General features: G+C 71.6%; 13 protein-coding genes. 8 read left to right on the top strand and 5 right to left on the bottom strand.

Annotated elements, in window-relative coordinates; translation table 11 throughout:
* Nucleotides 1-178: 178 nt before the first annotated feature.
* Nucleotides 179-1,312 carry a DUF6528 family protein gene (locus AB0O19_RS29350; RefSeq protein ID WP_363623797.1) on the top strand — a complete coding sequence of 378 codons (1,134 nt, stop codon included), beginning with the start codon at nt 179-181 and terminating at the stop codon, nt 1,310-1,312.
* 215 nt (nt 1,313-1,527) lie between these two features.
* On the opposite strand, the gene AB0O19_RS29345 is transcribed toward AB0O19_RS29350, so the two are convergent.
* Nucleotides 1,528-1,842 (bottom strand): hypothetical protein, encoded by a 315-nt coding sequence (locus AB0O19_RS29345; RefSeq protein WP_363623795.1) that lies wholly within the window; start codon nt 1,840-1,842, stop codon nt 1,528-1,530.
* A gap of 579 nt (nt 1,843-2,421) precedes the next feature.
* On the opposite strand from AB0O19_RS29345, the gene AB0O19_RS29340 reads away from it, so the two are divergent.
* The 5 genes from AB0O19_RS29340 to AB0O19_RS29320 all read left to right on the top strand — a co-directional run bounded on the left by AB0O19_RS29340 (nt 2,422) and on the right by AB0O19_RS29320 (nt 10,079).
* Entirely contained in the window at nt 2,422-3,864 is a 1,443-nt protein-coding gene (locus AB0O19_RS29340; RefSeq protein WP_363623793.1) for an MFS transporter, read from the top strand.
* A 324-nt stretch (nt 3,865-4,188) separates the two neighbouring features.
* Nucleotides 4,189-5,172: an ABC transporter permease gene (locus tag AB0O19_RS29335; protein ID WP_363587103.1), complete on the top strand. Its 984-nt coding sequence runs from the start codon at nt 4,189-4,191 to the stop codon at nt 5,170-5,172.
* A gap of 1 nt (nt 5,173) precedes the next feature.
* Nucleotides 5,174-6,190, top strand: a complete 1,017-nt coding sequence (locus tag AB0O19_RS29330) for an ABC transporter permease (RefSeq protein ID WP_363623791.1) — start codon at nt 5,174-5,176, stop codon at nt 6,188-6,190.
* A complete protein-coding gene (locus AB0O19_RS29325; protein WP_363623789.1) occupies nt 6,187-8,319 on the top strand; it encodes an ABC transporter ATP-binding protein in 2,133 nt (710 codons plus the stop codon). The genes AB0O19_RS29330 and AB0O19_RS29325 overlap by 4 nt, the downstream gene beginning before the upstream one ends.
* Nucleotides 8,320-8,369: 50 nt before the next feature.
* Nucleotides 8,370-10,079, top strand: coding sequence for an ABC transporter family substrate-binding protein (locus AB0O19_RS29320; protein ID WP_363623787.1), 1,710 nt, complete (start codon nt 8,370-8,372; stop codon nt 10,077-10,079).
* A gap of 371 nt (nt 10,080-10,450) precedes the next feature.
* Here AB0O19_RS29320 and AB0O19_RS29315 read toward each other — a convergent pair whose 3' ends face one another.
* Nucleotides 10,451-11,770, bottom strand: a complete 1,320-nt coding sequence (locus AB0O19_RS29315) for an ALF repeat-containing protein (protein ID WP_363623785.1) — start codon at nt 11,768-11,770, stop codon at nt 10,451-10,453.
* Nucleotides 11,771-12,067: 297 nt separating this feature from the next.
* Nucleotides 12,068-13,207: a lipase gene (locus AB0O19_RS29310; protein ID WP_363623783.1), complete on the bottom strand. Its 1,140-nt coding sequence runs from the start codon at nt 13,205-13,207 to the stop codon at nt 12,068-12,070.
* Between the two features lie 487 nt (nt 13,208-13,694).
* On the opposite strand from AB0O19_RS29310, the gene AB0O19_RS29305 reads away from it, so the two are divergent.
* Nucleotides 13,695-13,844, top strand: a complete 150-nt coding sequence (locus AB0O19_RS29305) for a hypothetical protein (protein ID WP_363623781.1) — start codon at nt 13,695-13,697, stop codon at nt 13,842-13,844.
* 131 nt (nt 13,845-13,975) lie between these two features.
* On the opposite strand, the gene AB0O19_RS29300 is transcribed toward AB0O19_RS29305, so the two are convergent.
* Nucleotides 13,976-14,485 carry a hypothetical protein gene (locus AB0O19_RS29300; RefSeq protein ID WP_363623780.1) on the bottom strand — a complete coding sequence of 170 codons (510 nt, stop codon included), beginning with the start codon at nt 14,483-14,485 and terminating at the stop codon, nt 13,976-13,978.
* A gap of 551 nt (nt 14,486-15,036) precedes the next feature.
* Nucleotides 15,037-16,476: an alkaline phosphatase family protein gene (locus tag AB0O19_RS29295; RefSeq protein ID WP_363623779.1), complete on the bottom strand. Its 1,440-nt coding sequence runs from the start codon at nt 16,474-16,476 to the stop codon at nt 15,037-15,039.
* A gap of 401 nt (nt 16,477-16,877) precedes the next feature.
* Here AB0O19_RS29295 and AB0O19_RS29290 point away from each other — a divergent pair, with 401 nt between their 5' ends.
* Nucleotides 16,878-17,318, top strand: coding sequence for a hypothetical protein (locus tag AB0O19_RS29290; protein ID WP_363623778.1), 441 nt, complete (start codon nt 16,878-16,880; stop codon nt 17,316-17,318).
* The last annotated feature ends 160 nt before the right edge of the window (nt 17,319-17,478 follow it).

Below are 17,478 nucleotides of genomic sequence, written 5' to 3'. Positions count from 1 at the left end.
CACCGGACGCGCACGCGGTCTATACGGATGACGTCAAGGGCCCGCTGGGGCGAGTTCACCCGGACGCCGCGACGAGGATGACGCCGGGCCGGGGCGCCGGGACGCAGAGTGGAAAGTCTGAAAATAATCTCGCGAAAGGGACGTGGCAGTGTGCGCAAGAGCCGGAGCGGGCCTCAGGGTGGGATCCGTCCTGGGCGGCCTGATGCTGACGGCGTGTTCGACCCCCGTCCCGCATGCCGTGGACGGCAGCGGCGGAGAGCCCCGCGGCAGTGCGGTGGTCATCGCGGCTGATCAGGAGGCCGGGCGGGCACCCGTGCCGGGTGGTCCGCCGCTCGCTGCGGCCGACCCGGGGCCCGGGCAGACCGACCCGGGGTCCGGGCAGGCCGGCGTTCGGGGCAGTGCGCTGATCGTCGCGGTCGATCAGGCGTCCCGGCAGGTTCTCGTCCTGGACGGCGAGACGGCGCGGGAGGCCGAACCCGAGGCCGACCGGTTGCCGGTGGTGTGGTCGTGGACCGCTGACGGCGACGATCGGCTGGCCGACCTGGAGCCGGCCCGCAGCTGGGCCAGGCCCACCGAGGCCAGGGACGTGGTGCTCGACGGTGAAGGCTCCCTCCTGGTCACCGCCTCGGGTGGCCTGGCAGCCCTGGTCGACACGGCGACCGGCACGCCGATCTGGGCCACGGACCTCGGCACCTCCGTCAACCCCCACAGCGCGGAGCTCCTACCGGACGGCAACGTCGCCGTGGTCGCCAGCACCGGTGGATGGGTGCGGCTGTACGCGGCCTCGGAGGGGCCTCGCAGCACCACCTATACCGAGCAGGAACTCGACGGGGCCCACGCCGTGCAGTGGGACGAGGGCGCGGAGCTGCTCTGGGTGCTCGGGGACGACACCCTGCTGGCCCTCCGGGTCGGTGGCACGCCCGACATCCCGTCCCTCACCCCCGAACGCAGCGTCCCCCTTCCGGAAGTCGGGGGACACGACCTCGCACCTGTGCGCTCCGTGCCGGGGACGTTCTGGGTCAGCACCGGCGACCGCCTGTGGCGCTACGACTCACACCTCGACCGCTTCGAAGCCGTCGGGCTGGGCGCGGAGGACTCGGCCCGCGGGATCAAGAGCGTGGGCAGTGAGCCCGTCACCGGTCGCCTGCTCACCGTCACGCCCGATCACGCGGGGCCCTGCTCCTGGTGTACCTCCGCCGTCACCTTCCACCACCCCGACGGGACGCTCGCCCTGACCGGAACCGAGCTGTACAAGGCCCGCTGGTGGACCACGCCGCTTCCAGGTCTGGGCCCGACGAACCGACCCCGGTAGCGCGGTCCTCCGGCAGCCGCGGGCCACGCTCGACGCCGAGGCGGGGCCTGCGGCGTCCTCGCCGGCGCGGCGGCCGGCGCGGGCGTCCGACCTGGCGGCAGTCCGACCCGCAGCAGTCGCCGTGGTCGTGCCGCGGGTGTGCGGGTCCTCAGCTCCGCGGCTCCTCAGCTGATGTACACGGCGGCCCCGCCCCGGCTTGCCGCGCCTCGCCCGTGTCAGCGGGGGAGAACGGACTTCACCAGGTCGTTCGCTGAAATGAGCCCCAGCCCCGGGACGGCGTCCCGCAGCACCTTCACGGCCCGGACCGGCTCCAGCACGGGGTCGACGTCCGCCGCGGACAGGATCCGGCTCGCCCACCGGCGGACACGCTCCTCGTCCGCCACGATCATCTGGCGATCCACCACACGCAGGGCTGCCTCCAACCCGGGTCGCTCCGCCGCGCCCGCCGTCTGTATTTCCGCCAGGAGCTCGGCGCGGACGTCGTCCAGGTCGTGCAGGACCACGACGGGGTGTGTGTTGTTGGTGAACACGCGAGTTCTCCGATCAGAGCACGAAGCTGAGCACGAAGCAGGGCAGGAAGCAGAGCGGGAAGCAGGGCCGGAGGCGGGCGACTGCTTGGTGGGCTCTCGTCCTGGACCTGTCGCCGGCTCCCCGTGGATTCCAACCTAAACCACCATGCGAACCTCCCGCTGCTGCGCCAGTGGCAGACTCCCTCGCCACGGAAACGGCCAGATCATCCGCACCACCGCGAAGTCGGTTCCGGCGAACTGATGTTCCCTCAGCTCGCAAGTCCCATATCCTCGCGTACGAGGGGAGGCCAACGGACCGTCATGACCGCCTCCCACCTCCGCACACCGCCGTCGCACCGCTGCGCGACACGAATCCACTCGAACGAACCACGCCGTCAGCCGTGCAGGCCTTGGTCCGGCGTGCGCCGTGCGCCGTGCGCCGTGCGACGCCTCGTCCCGCCGCCGTCACCTTCGTCGACCACGTCGCCGACGTCCTGGGCGAGTCCTCCACCAGCGATGAGCCCGCGACCCCGGATGCCGCCACGCTGTCGCCCGGGCGCCTCGCCGAGCCTCTGCGACCACCATGTACTGGAGATTCCGATGCCAGCTCCCGGACCGACGACCAACGCCCCGCCGGTGAACGGGATACCGCCCGGGCGTCCGTTCTCCTGGCGATTCACCACCCCGTTGTTCGTAGGTTCGGCGCTCAACCCGATCAACAGCTCGCTGATCGCCACGGCCCTCGTACCGATCGCCCACGGACTCGGCGTGTCGATCGGGCAGACCGCCGCGCTGGTCACGGCCCTGTACCTGGCCAGCGCGATCGCCCAGCCCACCGCGGGCAAGGCCGCCGACGTGTTCGGCCCACGACGGGTGTTCCTGGCCGGAATCGGACTCGTCATCGTCGGAGGACTCATGGGCGGCGCTGCCGACAGTCTTCCGATCCTCCTGATCAGCCGAGTGCTGATCGGGTCGGGCACCTCGTGCGCCTATCCGACGGCCATGCTGCTGATCCGCCGCCGCGCCGAGGACGCCGGTCTGGACAAGCCGCCGGGCGGAGTGCTGGGCGGCCTGCAGATCGCCGGCATCGCCACCGCCTCGCTCGGGCTGCCCCTGGGCGGTGTTCTGGTGGCCGCGCTGGGCTGGCGGTCCGTGTTCTTCATCAACGTTCCGGTCGCACTCGTCGCGCTGGTCACGACAGTGGCCTGGGTCCCACCCGACAGCCCGTCCGACAGCCCGTCCGACAGCCCACCGGACCGCAGCCGACGCGCCCGGGACGTCGCGGCCGCCCTGGATGTGATCGGCATCGCCGGGTTCGCCGCCGCGATGATCACGCTGCTGCTGTTCCTGTTCGCCCTGCCCGACGCCCACTGGTACCTGCTGGCGATCTCCGCCGTGCTGTGGATCGCCCTGGTGCTGTGGGAGCTGCGAGCCGGCACCCCGTTCCTCGACCTGCGCCTGCTCGCCGGCAACCGGGCCCTGACCAGCACCTATCTTCGCTACGGGCTGGTCCTGGTCTGCGCGTACGTGGTGCTCTACGGCGTCACCCAGTGGGCCCAGAGCGTCCGGGGCCTGTCCGGGACCGAAGCCGGACTGCTCCTGTTGCCCATGACGCTCATGTCCGGCCTGGTGATCTCGCTCGTCTCCCGGCACAACCCGGTGCGCGGACCGGTCATGGCAGCGGCCCTGGCCTGCCTCATCGGATCCGCCGGCGTACTGCTGCTCAGCACCTCGGGCTGGATCGGATGGGTCGTGGTGGTCACGCTCATCTTCGGCGTCGCCATGGGCACGTCCGGCGCGGGCAACCAGACCGCCCTCTACGAACACGCTCCCGCCGATCAACTCGGCACCGCCTCCGGCCTGCTGCGCACCTTCGGCTACCTCGGCTCGATCGTCGCTTCCGCAATCACCGGCATCGTCTTCCGCACCCACGTCTCCGACCGCGGCATGCACCTCATCGCCTGGATCATGGTCGGTGTCGGCGTCGTCCTGGTCCTGGCGACCCTCGCCGACCGCACCCTGCGCACCCGGCCCGCCCCCTGAGCAGGTACCTGTGCTCCATGGCCCCACAGGTTCGCTCGACTTGTGTGTGGGGGGAGTCGAGGTGTTTCGGGAAGACGTCGTCGACCCGGCCACCTGCGAATGTGAACGGGGGAGTGGGTTCAACGCCTCTTTGCTGCGGGGGTGTTTCGTTCCCATGTACATATGCCCAGATCACTGGCGTCGCGCACCAGTCGTACACAGACTGGCATCTGCACGATCGTGCACCCGGCTCTCGCCCCAGAAGGTTTCCACCTGCATGCGTACCTCCTCCAGACCCGACGTTCCCCAGGCGCACCCGCCGCACCTGGTGGGGAGGTGCCGCCCGTGCTCCGGTACGTGACACGCAGGGCGGCGGGCTGGTTCCTGGTGATCGCCATGGCCACCAACGCCACGTACTTCCTCGCCAGTTGGTTCCTCGACCCGCGTTCGAACTTCAAGGAACTGCGTCCGGTCCGCACCGAGGAGCAGATATCCCGGGCCCTGGCCCCCTACAACCTCGACCCGCACGAGCCGCTGCTCCACCGCTGGTGGGACTGGCTGACCAGCGTGGTCCTGCACTTCGACTGGGGCCGCTCCCCGGTCGGGGTCCAGGTGAACGGGGAGATCGGCTACCGCTCCCTCGTCAGCGCCGAACTGGTGATCGGCGCGACGGTCCTGTCGGTCGTCGTCGGTGTCGCCCTCGCGGTCCACACCGCCTCGCGCCAGTACGGCTGGAGGGACCGGGCCGCCCAGGCCCTCTCCATGGCGCTGTTCAACGTCCCGGTGTCCATCGCCGCCCTCGCCCTGGTGCTGCTGGCCATCCGGCTGAACGAGCAGGCCGGTTGGCACTTCCTGTACGTCGCGGGGGAGAACTCGCCCGGCGTGGAAGGGTTCTGGGCGACGGTCGGTGACCGGCTGCTGCACCTGATCCTGCCGACGCTGACGCTCACCCTGACGGGCTACGTGGGCTACCACCTCACCCAGCGCTCCCTGCTGCTGGACGTCATCGGCTCCGACTTCGTGCGCACCGCCCGGGCCACCGGGCTCACCCGTGCCCAGGCGATCCGCCGGCACGCCCTGCGCACCGCCCTGATCCCCACCGCACAGTCCGTGGCCTTCAGCATCCCGGCCGTCTTCACCGGCGCGGTCCTCACGGAGACGATCTTCGGCTGGAACGGCATGGGCCAGTACTTCATCCAGACCATCGGCAAGAACGACGTGCACGGCACCGTGGCGACCGCCGCCTTCGCCGCCGCCCTGACCGCGATCGGCGCGATCCTCGCGGACATCGCCACCGTTCTCCTCGACCCGAGAGTGCGGGTGAGCTGAGATGGGCACCCCTGTGAGCCCCGACGCGACCTCCGAAGGCGTACTCGCCATCGCACCCGCGCAAGCCGCCGATCCGCCGCCCACCGGGCCCACCGGGCACGCCGGGCACGATGGGCGCGACAGGCATGACGGGCACGACGGGCACGACGGGCACTATCTGGGCCGTCGCCGTCTCTACCTACGGCGCTTCCTGCGCAACCGGATCGCCGTCGCCGGCGTGGTGATCTTCCTGCTGCTCGTGCTGTTCAGCGCGCTCGGCGACCTGTTCACCCCGTACGGCTACGCGGACGCCGACTTCTCGGCACTGACCCAGGCCCCCAGCGCCGAGCACTGGTTCGGCACCAACCAGGGCGGCAACGACGTCTACGCCGCCGCCGTGCACGGCCTCCAGCGCTCGCTGGTGATCGCGGTGAGCGTGTCCGTGCTGACCGTCGCCATCGCCGCGGTCGTGGGCGCGGGCGCGGCCTACTTCGGGGGCCGGGTGGAGAAGACCACCCTCGCCGTCATCCACTTCCTGCTGATCGTGCCCTCCTTCCTCATCCTCGCCCTGGTCTCGCACCGGCTGGCGGGCGACTGGCGGGTCCTCATCCTCGTGCTGACGGTGTTCGGCTGGATGTCCACCGCGCGCGTGGTCTGGTCGGTGTCCACGTCCCTGCGCGAGCGCGACTACGTGCGCGCCGCGGAGTACATGGGCGTGCGCCCCCTGCGCATCGTGGTGCGCCACATCATCCCGAACCTGGGCTCCCTGCTCATCGTCAACCTCACCCTGGGCGTGGTCTCCACCGTGCTCAGCGAGACCGCCCTGTCCTTCCTGGGCTTCGGCGTGCAGACCCCGGACGTGTCGCTGGGCACGATGCTCGCCGACGGCGCGGGCACCATCACCAGCGCCCCGTGGCTCTTCGCCTTCCCCGCCGGGCTGACCGTCCTGCTCACCGTCTCGATGACCTTCGTCGGCGACGGCCTGCGCGACGCCCTCGACCCCACGTCCACCACCGGCGCGGCAGGAGGCCGACGATGACCCTCGCACCCGCCCACCACACCGGGCCCGTGGCCGGCTCCCCGGCCGGGCCCACCGAGCCCGCACCCGTCCTGTCCGTACGCGACCTGAGCGTCTCCTTCCCCTCCGAGGCCGGACCGGTGGAGGCCGTGCGCGGCATCGGCTTCGATCTGCTGCCAGGGCGCACCCTGGGCATCGTCGGCGAGTCCGGCTCCGGCAAGTCCGCCACCGCCCTCGCCGTCATGGGCCTGCTGCCGCCCACCGCGCGCCTCGGCGGCCGGATCCTGCTGGGCGGCCGCGACCTGGCGGCGATGGACGACAAGGGCCTCTCCCGGGTGCGCGGCAAGGACATCGGCATGGTCTTCCAGGACCCGATGTCCGCGCTCACGCCCATCTTCAGCGTCGGTCGGCTGCTCTCCCAGGCCCTGCGCGTGCACCGGGAACTGTCGAAGAAGGACGCGTGGGAGCAGGCGGTGGAACTGCTCGACCTGGTCGGCATCCCCGACCCGCGCGAACGCGCCAAGTCGTTCCCGCACGAGTTCTCCGGCGGCATGCGCCAACGCGTCGTCATCGCCCTGGCCATCGCCAACAAGCCCTCGGTCCTCGTCGCCGACGAGCCCACCACGGCGCTCGACGTCACCGTCCAGGCGCAGATCCTCGACGTGCTGCGCCTGGCCCAGCGCGAGACCGGCGCCGGCCTCGTCCTGATCACCCACGACCTGGGCGTGGTGGCGGGCCACGCCGACGACGTCGCCGTCATGTACGCCGGACGGATCGTCGAGCACGCGAGCGTCGACGAGCTCTTCCGCCGCCCCACGATGCCTTACACCGCCCGGCTGCTGGCCAGTGTCCCCACCGTGGACAGCGGCGTCGAACGGCCCCTGATCCCGGTCGGCGGCGAGCCTCCCTCCCTGGTCGGCCTGCCCGGCGGCTGCCCCTTCGCGCCCCGCTGCGCGGTGGCCCAGGACGTGTGCCGGACCACCGAACCGGACCTGACCGCACCGGACTCGACCGCACCGGACTCGACCGCACCGGTCGGGCAGCGCGGCCGCGTCGCCTGCCACCGCGCGCGGGAGATCGCCGACGGAACCCTCGACCCGGCCGGGCGCGCCGCTGCCGTGCCGCCGTCCCGCGCCGGAGAGCGGACCGCGGGCGAGGTGGTCCTGCGCGTGGAGGACCTGGTCAAGACCTTCCCCGTCACCAAGGGGGCCCTCCTCAAGCGCCGGGTGGGAACCCTGCACGCGGTCAACCACGTCAGCTTCGAACTGCGCGCGGGCGAGACCCTGGGCCTGGTGGGGGAGTCCGGCAGCGGCAAGACCACCACGCTGCGCGAGGTGCTGCGGCTGCGCGCCCCCGAGGGCGGTCGCATCGAAGTGGCCGGCACCGACGTCGCCACGCTGCGGTCGGCGGCCCAGGTGCGCGAGCTGCGGCGCGACGTCCAGATCGTCCTCCAGGACCCGACGGACGCCCTGGACCCCCGCCTGACCGTCTTCGACCTGCTGGCCGAACCGCTCCAGGCCGCCGGTGCCGACCGGACGGCCATCCGGTCCCGGGTCACCCGTCTCCTGGACCTGGTGGGCCTGGACCGCGCCATGGGCGACCGCTTCCCCGCCGCCCTGTCCGGCGGCCAGCGCCAGCGCGTCGGCATCGCCCGCGCCCTGGCCCGCGAGCCGAAACTCCTGGTCCTGGACGAACCGCTGTCCGCGCTGGACGTCTCCGTGCAGGCCGAGATCATCAACCTGCTCGCCCGGCTGAAGCGCGAACTGGGCCTGGCATACCTGGTGGTGGCCCACGACCTGGCCGTGGTGCGCTACGTCTCCGACCGCATCGCGGTGATGTACCTCGGGCACATCGTCGAGTCCGGTGCCACCGAGGAGATCTTCGCCCGACCCCGGCACCCGTACACCCAGGCCCTGCTGTCGGCGATCCCGGTGCCCGACCCGGAGCGCGAGCGCCACCGCGAGCGCGTCGTCCTCGCGGGCGAGCAGCCCAGTGCCACCCGGCTGCCGGAGGGCTGTGTGTTCGTCGACCGCTGCCCGCTGTACCGGGAGGCCGACGAGAGCGTACGGACCCGCTGCCGCACCGAGCGGCCGGCGACCGTCGGCGCCCCGGACGGCTCCGACCACCAGTACGCCTGCCACGCGGTCTGACACCCGCCCCGTCCCACCCCCTTCTCACCGATTCCCACCAAGGACAACCCATGCGCCGGAAGCTCGCCCTACCCCTCGCGCTCGCCGCGGCCGTCTTGGTCGCCGCCACCGCGTGCTCCTCCCCGTCCTCCTCCTCGTCTGCCTCCGGCGGATCCCCCGGCGGATCCTCCGGGCCGAACGCCGAGAACGCCGCCAAGGTCGCGTCCTCGGTCACCGACTACAACCCCCAGCCGTACGAGAACATCAAGGACGGCGGCACCTACACCACCGCGGGGACCTTCGACGAGCAGGGCAACCCCTTCAACGTCAACGGCACCCTGAACTCCTCGCGGATCTGGTCCTGGTACAACGCCCACGCCATCACCTACTCGCCCACCGGCGAGGTCCAGTACAACCCGGACTACTACAGCGACGTGAAGGTCTCGGTCGAGGGCGGCGACCAGAAGGTCGTCATCACCCTCAACCCCAAGGCCGTCTTCAACGACGGCACCCCCATCGACTGGCGGGCCATCGAAGCCACCTGGAAGGCCAACAACGGCTCGGACAAGGACTACGCGGCCTCCTCCACCGACGGCTACGACCGCATCACCTCCGTCACCCGGGGCGCCGACGACAAGCAGGCGGTCATCACCTTCAAGGGCGTCAACGCCTCCTGGTCCGCGCTGTTCACCACCTTCCTGCACCCCCAGGCCGCCACCGTCGACAACTTCAACAAGGCGTACGTCAAGACGGCCCACCCCGAATGGGGCACCGGACCGTACACCGTGGGCACCTGGGACGAGCACTCCGGCAACATCACCTTCGTGCGCAACCCCAACTGGTGGGGCCGGCCGGGCAAGCTCGACAAGCGCGTCTACGTCAACCTGGAGAGCGCCGCCTCGATCAACGCCTTCAAGAACGGCGAACTCGACTACGCCCCCGTCGGGACCGCGGAGAACCTCAAGCAGGTGAGGACGGTCAAGGACGCCGAGATCCGCAGCGGCGGCAGCCCCTTCGAGTACGCGCTGTACCTCAACGCCAAGTCCCCGTTCCTCGGTGACGTCCAGGTCCGCAAGGCGGTGCAGGAGAGCATCGACCGTCCGCAGATCACGAAGATCCGGTTCCAGGGCCTCGACTACACGGAGCCGCTGCCCGGCTCGGCGGTGCTCTACAGCTTCCAGCAGGGCTACCAGGACAACGTCGCCGCTGTCCTGAAGTACGACCCGCAGGAGGCGCGGAAGACCCTGGACGCGGCCGGCTGGAAGCCCGGAGCCGACGGCATCCGCGCCAAGGACGGCAAGCAACTCGAGCTCGGCTACACCGTGCTCGGCGACGACCCCATCGAGAAGGCCACCGCCGGCGCGCTCACCGCGATGCTCAAGGCCGTCGGCGTGAAGGTGAACGTCAACAAGGTCTCCGAGAACGACTTCTCCAAGGTGCTCAGCGACCGCCGCTTCGACCTGTTCATCTCCGGCAACCGCTCGACGGACCCCTTCGGCGCGCGGTACCTGTGCGACTTCTACTGCTCGGACCGTGACTCCAACATCACCGGAGCCGGAACTCCCGAGCTGGACAAGGAGATCCGCGCCACCGGCGAGATCGCCGACCTCGGCCAGCAGGTCGCGGCCGTCAACAAGGTCGAGCAGAAGGCCCTCCAGCAGTACGCCTTCCTGCCGCTCTACAGCGGCCCCTCCACCTACGGCATCAGGAAGGGCCTCGCCAACGTCGGTGCCACCATCTTCTACAGCCCGCTGCCCGAGACCATCGGCTGGCAGAAGTAGCACCGGCGTTCCGGCGCCCCTGCGGGGCCCGCTCGTGAGCAGCACCACTTGACGAGCGGGGCCGAGGACGCCGCGGCCCAGCAGCTCGCCGCGGCCCCCGGGCGCTCCAGCCCGGGGGCCGTCGCGCCTCAACATCGGCCGCGCGCCTCCGGGTGGACGGCGCCGGGGGTGTGGAGCAGTGGCCGGGTGTCCGTCCCGCGTGCTGGAGAAGGGGGGATCTGCACCACGGGACGGGGGAGCGGGTACGGGCGGGGGCCGGGACCGAGCGCGGGGCGCGCGGCCCGTCCGTGGGCGCGGGTGCGGGGTGCGGGTGTGCAGGGAACGCTCCGCCGGCCGGCGTGAGGTGTGGACCGGCCGGCGGAGGAGGGTGATCAGGCCTGCGAGCGGCGGCGCGAGGCGACGACCGCGCCGGCGCCCAGCACGACGGCCGCGCCTGCGGCGGCGCCGAGCTGCCCGAGCGGGGCGGTCGAGCCGGTGGCGGCCAGCGAGCCACCGGCGGCGCTCCGGCCGTCCGTGGTGGCGGTGGTCGTGGTCGCGGTGGTCGTCGTGCCGCCGGCGGCCGAGACGGGGGCGGCCGTGGCGTCGGGGGTCACGGTGGTGACCGCCCGGGTGGTACCGGAGCCGTTCCGCGAGGTCTCCGTAGCGGTCTCGGCAGTGGTCTTCGCGGCGGCCTGGTCCTTGGCCCGGGCGGTGAACTGGCCCTCCTTCAGGAAGGCCCGGACCTCCGCGATGCCGCCGTCGAGCGCGGCGAGGCCGGCCTTGCGGACCTCGGGCCCCCCGGCCTCGACGAGCTGCGAGACGTGGATCCGGTCGTCGCTCGCCCGCAGCGGCTCCAGCTGCGTCTTCAGGAAGTTCTCGACGTCCGCCGCGCTGCCGGCGAGCGCCTTCTCGGCCGCCTCCCGGACGTGGCGGCCGGTGCCCGCGTCGGCGAGGACGTCCTGGACCTTGGCGCGGTTCTCGTCCTCCGCCCGGGCGACGTACTGGCCGGTCTTCAGGAAGGCGCGGACGTCCTCGATGGTGCCGGACATCGCGGCGTTGGCGGCCTTCTTCACCGCCGGGCCGCCGTGGGACATGATCTGGCTGAGCAGGACCCGGTCGTCGTGCTCGGCGGCCGTCTTCAGCCCCGTGTCGAGGAAGCGCTCGACATCCGCGGCGGTTCCCGCCAGCGCCTGCTGGGCGCCCTCGCGCACACCCGGTCCGCTGTTCGGGTCGTCGAGGAGCTGCTGCAGCTTGGCGCGGTTCTCGTCCTCGGTCCGGGCCGTGTACTGGCCGACGTTCAGGTAGGCGCGGAACACGTCGAGGTCGTTCGAGCCGAACGCGGCGTTGGCGGCCTTCGTGACGGCCGGGCCGGCGGCGTTCATGGTCCGCAGGATCGCGATCCGCGCGTCGTCCCGGCGGATCCTGTCCGCCTCCACCGCGAGGAAGTGCGCCCGGTCCGCGGGGGTGCCGGCGAGGGCCTGGCCCGCGTGCTCGCGCAGGTAGTCGCTCGGAGCCGTGAGCAGGTAGTCGTTCGGGTAGACGAGCAGCCTCTCGATCGCCGCCCGGTTCTCCTCGTCCGCCTTGGTCTCGGCCGGGTCGGTCTGCTCCTGCCCCGTCGGGACGGTGTCGGCGAACGCCGGGGCGGCGCCCAGGGCGACGGGCGCGGCGGCTGCGGCGAGGAGGACGGCAGCGAGCGAATGACGGATCTTCAACGGTCCCCCGGGATCTGCAACACGGATGAGCCAGTCGCGGCCTCGCGACGGTCGGCCGAGTGATCGTATAGCAACGGTACCCCCCGCTGGCGAACACATTTCCGTCACGTCCCGCGCTTCGGCTTCGTCGCGCACCGCCTGGTCACACCAGCCGGGAGAGCTGCCCGGCGTCCCCGTCCCCACCCGTTCGGGACGCCGTCCCGGTCCGCGCCGTCCACACCCCGGGCCCGGCGCACCTGCCGCCCGCTCCGCACCGGCCCGGTCGGTGCGGAGCGGGCGGGGCGGGCCGGCGGGATCTCAGCGCAGTCGACTGAACCAGCGCACGACGGCGGCGGTGCCGGCGACGTTGGAGCCGAGGTGTCTGGAACCCGCGAAGTCGGAGGTGCCGAGGTCGACGACCGCCGCGTTCACGCCGTGCGATCGCAGCGTGGCCTCGCAGTGGTCGGTGTTGGCGTTGGCCGCCTGCTCGTCCGCGTCGGCCGCGTACAAGCGGACCGGGACGCGTGGTGCCCAGTCGCAGGTGCTGTCGGCTACCCGAAGTGCCTTGGCCAGTCGGCCGGTTGGGTGGCGCAGCATCTCGAAGCCGTGTGGGGTGAGCAGTGCGTCGATGGTGTCGGGTGTGCCGGCGAAGAGTTGCGGGCCGGTGTGTGAACCGTCGAACAGCACCTCGACCGTGCTGTCGTACGGGGCCTGGAAGACCTCGCCGGGGGAGTCGTAGAGACGGTGCAGCCGGTTCCAGGCGACGAGGAGGTACGCCGAGTACAGCACACTTGATTTCGGGTCGAGAGAGCCGTCGAGCAGCGCCGGCAGCTCGGCGTGCCGGAAGTCGTAGGCGCCGCTGACCGGCGCGACGGCTTGGAGCCGGAACCACCGATCGTCGCCGGCCTGGAGTGCCCGTGCGAGTCCCATAGCCGCCGAGGCGCCCTGGGAGAACCCGGTGACCAGCACGTCGTGTCCCAGCGCCCGGCCCGTACGCGGGACGAAGGCGCGGGCTGCCCGGAGCATGTCCAGGGAGGCGGTGGTCTCCGAGGGCACGTCCATCCAGGGGTGGAGTCCCGGGCCGGCGCCCAGCCCGATGTAGTCCGGGGCGACGGCGGCGAACCCGGCGGACGCGTACGTGACGGCGGGTGAGGACACGAACCCGGCCTCGGCAGTGGAGGACGGGGCGTCGGACCGGTGACTGGTCGTGCCGTGGGTGAATGACACCGTCCGCAACTCGTGTTCGCCGCCGCGGGGCAGCACCAGCAGTCCGCTGGCGGTGATCGGCCGGCCGCTGGGGTCCACGGTGCGGTACACCAGCCGGTAGGCGTCCACTCCGAACCGGACTGCACCCGCGTCATACCCGGCGGCGGCCAGCGCGGCGGTGACGTCCTCCTTCGCGGCCAGGGTGGTCGTCTGCTGAACGGAAACCAGCCGTCCGCGATCGCTTCGATGCACCGTGTCCGCCGAGGCGGCTCCCGTCGTCACAGCCGCGGTAGCCAGCACGGCCAGGACTGTTCCGACGTTCCGCCGGCCAAGCACGGGCCGTAGCGTGCCTGCTAAGTAGGTGGATTCCATATCGCCGACGCTACGTACGGTCACCCTCGTGCCACAGCCCGGCCAGCGGGTGTATCCGTCCTGTGGCTAGCCCTACCGCGACACCGAAGAACTCGACCGGGAGGCCCACGCCCGCTTCGACCGCCCCGTCGACGAACTCTTCGGACCGAAATCGCGCTGACAGTCCTGTTGTGGACATGTCTCCATGTCCGACCCCGGACAGTCCGGTGGGCGACAGCCGGAACATCTTCCGGCGCCGTCGGCGAGCGGAAAAGCTGGTGATCGCCGCCAGGGAGAACACCCCGGGACGGCAACCGGACGAGGCGCCAACCGCGAGGCGCCTGCCGGTACCGGACAGCCACACCATCAGCAGCGAAGGACACCCGCCGTGATCCGCACCCGTATCGCCCAGGCCCTCGTGGTCGCCGCCATCGCCCTCACCGCCATCGCCTTCGCGCCCTCCGCCGCCACGGCCTCGGCCCCGGTCGGTGCCCCCGTTCCTACCGTGACCCTCGACAGCTTCGGCTGGGGCGGCTGAGCCGGCCGTGGAGATCGTCTACGCCGGCCTGATCCCCCGACAGCCCGGCGAAGGCGTCCGGCCGAGCGGCGAGGCCGAGCCGAGCGACCCGAAGGCGGCCCGACGCCCCGCGCACCACCGGGGAGGTGCCGTCAACCTCGCCCGCCGGGAACGGAGGCGAGGCGGCCGAGCATCGCCATCACGGTGATCCGCGCGTCCTTGTCGTTCGTCACCGCACAGTGGGCATCGACGCCTCGCTCGTCCGGTGCTTCATCCGGCTCGGTCAGGCCCACCCGGACCAGGTCGACGGCGTACTCGCGGCACCGGGAGTAGTCCGCTACGGCGCGCACCGCCTCGACGTGGTCGATGCGGCCGGGATCCGCAGCGCGCAGCAGCGCGGGGGTGGGCAGCGGGCCCAGCACCTCCCCGATCCACCCCGCGACGGTCTCCCGGGGGCAGCCCCGCTCCAACCGCGAAGCGCTCGCCGCGGCGAGCGCCAGGTGAATGAGGAGCGACCCGAACCAGCTGGCGGCCTCGGCCGGAGGCGTGTCCGTGCCTGCCGGCGGCATCACGGCGCGGTACAGCGCAGCCGGGTCATCGGCGTGTGCGGCGGCGGCGACTGCCTTCACGGCGCTGCCGAGGGCAGCCTGGTCGATGGTCACGTCGGTGCTTCTTTCCATAGTCGGCAGCCGTCAACTTACCGCTCCGGCACGGTCGAAGGACCGTCAACCGCACCATTGTGTGGAATCGGCTCCGTCAAGCAGCGGTCGTCATCCGGTGGCTGTCGTGATCTGCTGTGCGGCTGCTGCTCGTGCAGCGGCCTCTTCCACCTGGCGTCGGCGGGATTCACCTCGGCTCCGGATGAATGCGCGCCGACGACGTGGCGCGTCGCTGCTCCGGTTCCGGAACTCCTCGACCGCGACGCTGTCGGACAGCCGCCATCGGATGGTGCGGCCTGATGCTTCGGGGACGGCGGTGAGGCTGTCGAGTTGCTCGGCGCTTCGGTGCAGTTCGAACCCCCGGTGGCCGTGGCCGTCGCGGGTCCAGCACGGACCTCCCGGACCGCACTCTCGGGGACGGGCGGTCACGTTGACGATCGGCAACAGCGTCGCGGTGGTTGGGAGGCCGGTCTGACGCGGCGTAGGCCCTGCCGGCGGTGCGGAGCGGCCTTCGGCCCGGGCCCTGGCCGAAGACCGCCGGGTGCTACTGGGCGCTATCGGGGTCGGTGCGGCCGGTGCGGCCGGTCGCCGGGTTCCTGGGTGGGGAACTGTTGGCCCGCGCCCGGAAGGGCGGGCGCCGGATTGTTCGACACCTCGTACTTGGCCAGTTCGAGCTGCTCGGCGGTCGGGGGCAGCGCCGGGGCCTTGCACACGCCGCCGTTGAACTGGAAGGCCGAGGTCAGGTCCCCGAAGGCGTTGCGACGCCAGTCGGTGACGGTGGCCGACCGGACTCCGGTGAACCGTTCCAGGAACTGCAGCACCGAGGTGTGGTCGAAGGCCTCGCCGGCGACCCAGCCGCCCACCGTCCAGGGCGAGATGATGATGCACGGCACCCGGAAGCCGCCGCCGATCGGCAGACCGCCGACGAACTCGCCCGGCGTGGCGGCCGGGGGCACCGGTGGCGGCACGTGGTCGAACAGCCCGTCGTTCTCGTCGTAGTTGAGGATGAACACCGTCTTCGCCCAGACCTCGGGGTTCGAGGCGACCGCCTCGATCTTGGAGGCGACGTAGTCGGCACCGGCGGCGGGCAGGTAGTCCGGGTGCTCGGACTGGTAGCCGGTCGGCAGGATCCAGGAGACGGCGGGCAGCCGGTTGTTGCGCGCGTCGTCCTCGAAGGTGCCGGCCGGCCGGGCCGTCATGCCCTTGCGGTGCAGCGCGCTGCCGGGCGCGGCCTGCTGGAAGCTCTTGAAGAGCGAGAGCATGTTGGTGCCGTAGTTGTCGGCTTCCTGGTAGACCTGCCAGCTGACGCCGGCCGCCTCCAACTGTTCGGGGTAGGTCTTCCAGGTCAGCGGCTCGGGCGCCGAGTTGCTGATGATCGGGCCGCCCTGGCCGCCGTCGGCTCCGATCGAACCCGTCATCCAGTACAGCCGGTTGGGCCAGGTCGGTCCCTGGACCGAGCAGAAGTAGTTGTCGCAGATGGTGAACGACTCGGCCAGGGCGAACTGGAAGGGGATGTCCTCCCGGGTGTAGTACCCCATCACGTACGGGCCGTTGACGCCGTCGGCGGACCGGTGCGCGGGCAGCCACCGGTCCATCTTCCCGCCGTTCCAGGCCCGGTGCTGCACCGACCAGGAGTGGCTGGTGGACGGGATCGCCTGCGCGCTCGTGGTGAGGGTGTCCAGGTGGAACGGCAGCAGGTAGCCGTCCGGGTTGACGCTGTCGGGCTGGTAGAACACCGAGCGCCCGTCGTCCAGCTGCAGCGCGTTCGGGTCCGCGAAGCCGCGGACACCGGCCAGCGTGCCGAAGTAGTGGTCGAAGGACCGGTTCTCCTGCATCAGCAGGACCACGTGCTGGACGTCCCGCAGCGAACCGGCCTTCGGTACCCCCGCCGCTACCGCTCGCTGGACACTCGGTGGCAGCAGGCTCATCGCCGCTGCCGCTCCCATCGCGCCGGCCGCCGATCCCAGCAGCCTCCGTCGGGTTATTCCGGACATCAGCCCCACCCTCTCCGTCGCGCCGGTGCGCGTGCGGGATGTCACCGCACCGGACCACCTGTGGCCTTCCCCCGGGAGCTTCGAGGCAGTGGAGACGGCGGATGAACAGCCAAGGAAATGTCAGGTACCCGCCAGGCGCTGCGGGCGCCCCCGCACCACACTGCTGACGGCCCTGAAGGGACGCCCGAACGCCGGGCGGGGGGCGGTCCGTACGCTGTTCGAAGCCGGGCCTCCGGGGCACGGTCACCACGGTGACCTTCCACCAGAGGCCGGCAAAGTCGGGTGGTGACCGCAGATTCCCGATCATTCGCCCGTCGTTCAGGAACAACGTGGACCACCGCTCACCGGGTTGCCGAGGCCCTGGTGCACGGGGTGGCGGCCGGGCAAGCTAGTTTGTCCGGGTGAGTCTCCTCGATGATGTGGCTGAGCGCGACGGCTGGCGATGCTGGGTGTGCGACGAACCGGTCGACCCCGACAAGTCGGTGAACGATCCCAGGGGGCCCAGCGTTGACAGCCGGACCGCCGACCGGAAGGCCAAGGTCGCCGAGCGGCTCGCGCACCGCGGGTGCAACACCCGCAAGGGCGCGGTCAAGGTGGTCATCGCCTGGCCGGATCGCCTGTACGTGGCCGAACCCGCGCCGCTGATCACCGTTGCCGCGAGGCTGGAGCGCAAGGGGGGCCGCGAGATGGTGGGCCGTTGTCCGACCAGGCAGGACGCCCAGGAAGCGGCGGATTGGCTGGTGGACCGGTTCTCCCGACTGGCACCGGGGCTGCCGGTGACCGCCGACATCGAGCCGGGCGGCGGCCAGTTCCTCGTCATCCTGGCCACCGGCCGCCGCTGACCGGGGACCACCAGCGCACACTCGCGTCGAGCCGAACCGTCGACCCACATCGACCCGCCCTGACAAAGGCTGAGCCACGGGCGCGTGACGGGCTGCGACTGCTCGACCGGCGGGCGACCCAACCGAGCGAGCCACCCCCGCGCGTGCGGGGCCGACGCGC

Source organism: Kitasatospora sp. NPDC091276 (assembly GCF_040684355.1).
In the GTDB taxonomy this organism is placed as follows: domain Bacteria; phylum Actinomycetota; class Actinomycetes; order Streptomycetales; family Streptomycetaceae; genus Kitasatospora.
The sequence above is the reverse complement of the archived record's forward strand: the minus strand, read 5'-3'. Positions and strand labels throughout refer to the sequence as shown.

Bases quoted from the DNA above. Each gene is read 5' to 3' on its own strand.
- AB0O19_RS29330 (WP_363623791.1), top strand. From the start codon at position 5,174: ATGGGCACCCCTGTGAGCCCCGACGCGACCTCCGAAGGCGTACTCGCC.
- AB0O19_RS29325 (WP_363623789.1), top strand. From the start codon at position 6,187: ATGACCCTCGCACCCGCCCACCACACCGGGCCCGTGGCCGGCTCCCCG.
- AB0O19_RS29320 (WP_363623787.1), top strand. From the start codon at position 8,370: ATGCGCCGGAAGCTCGCCCTACCCCTCGCGCTCGCCGCGGCCGTCTTG.
- AB0O19_RS29340 (WP_363623793.1), top strand. From the start codon at position 2,422: ATGCCAGCTCCCGGACCGACGACCAACGCCCCGCCGGTGAACGGGATA.
- AB0O19_RS29295 (WP_363623779.1), bottom strand. From the start codon at position 16,476: ATGTCCGGAATAACCCGACGGAGGCTGCTGGGATCGGCGGCCGGCGCG.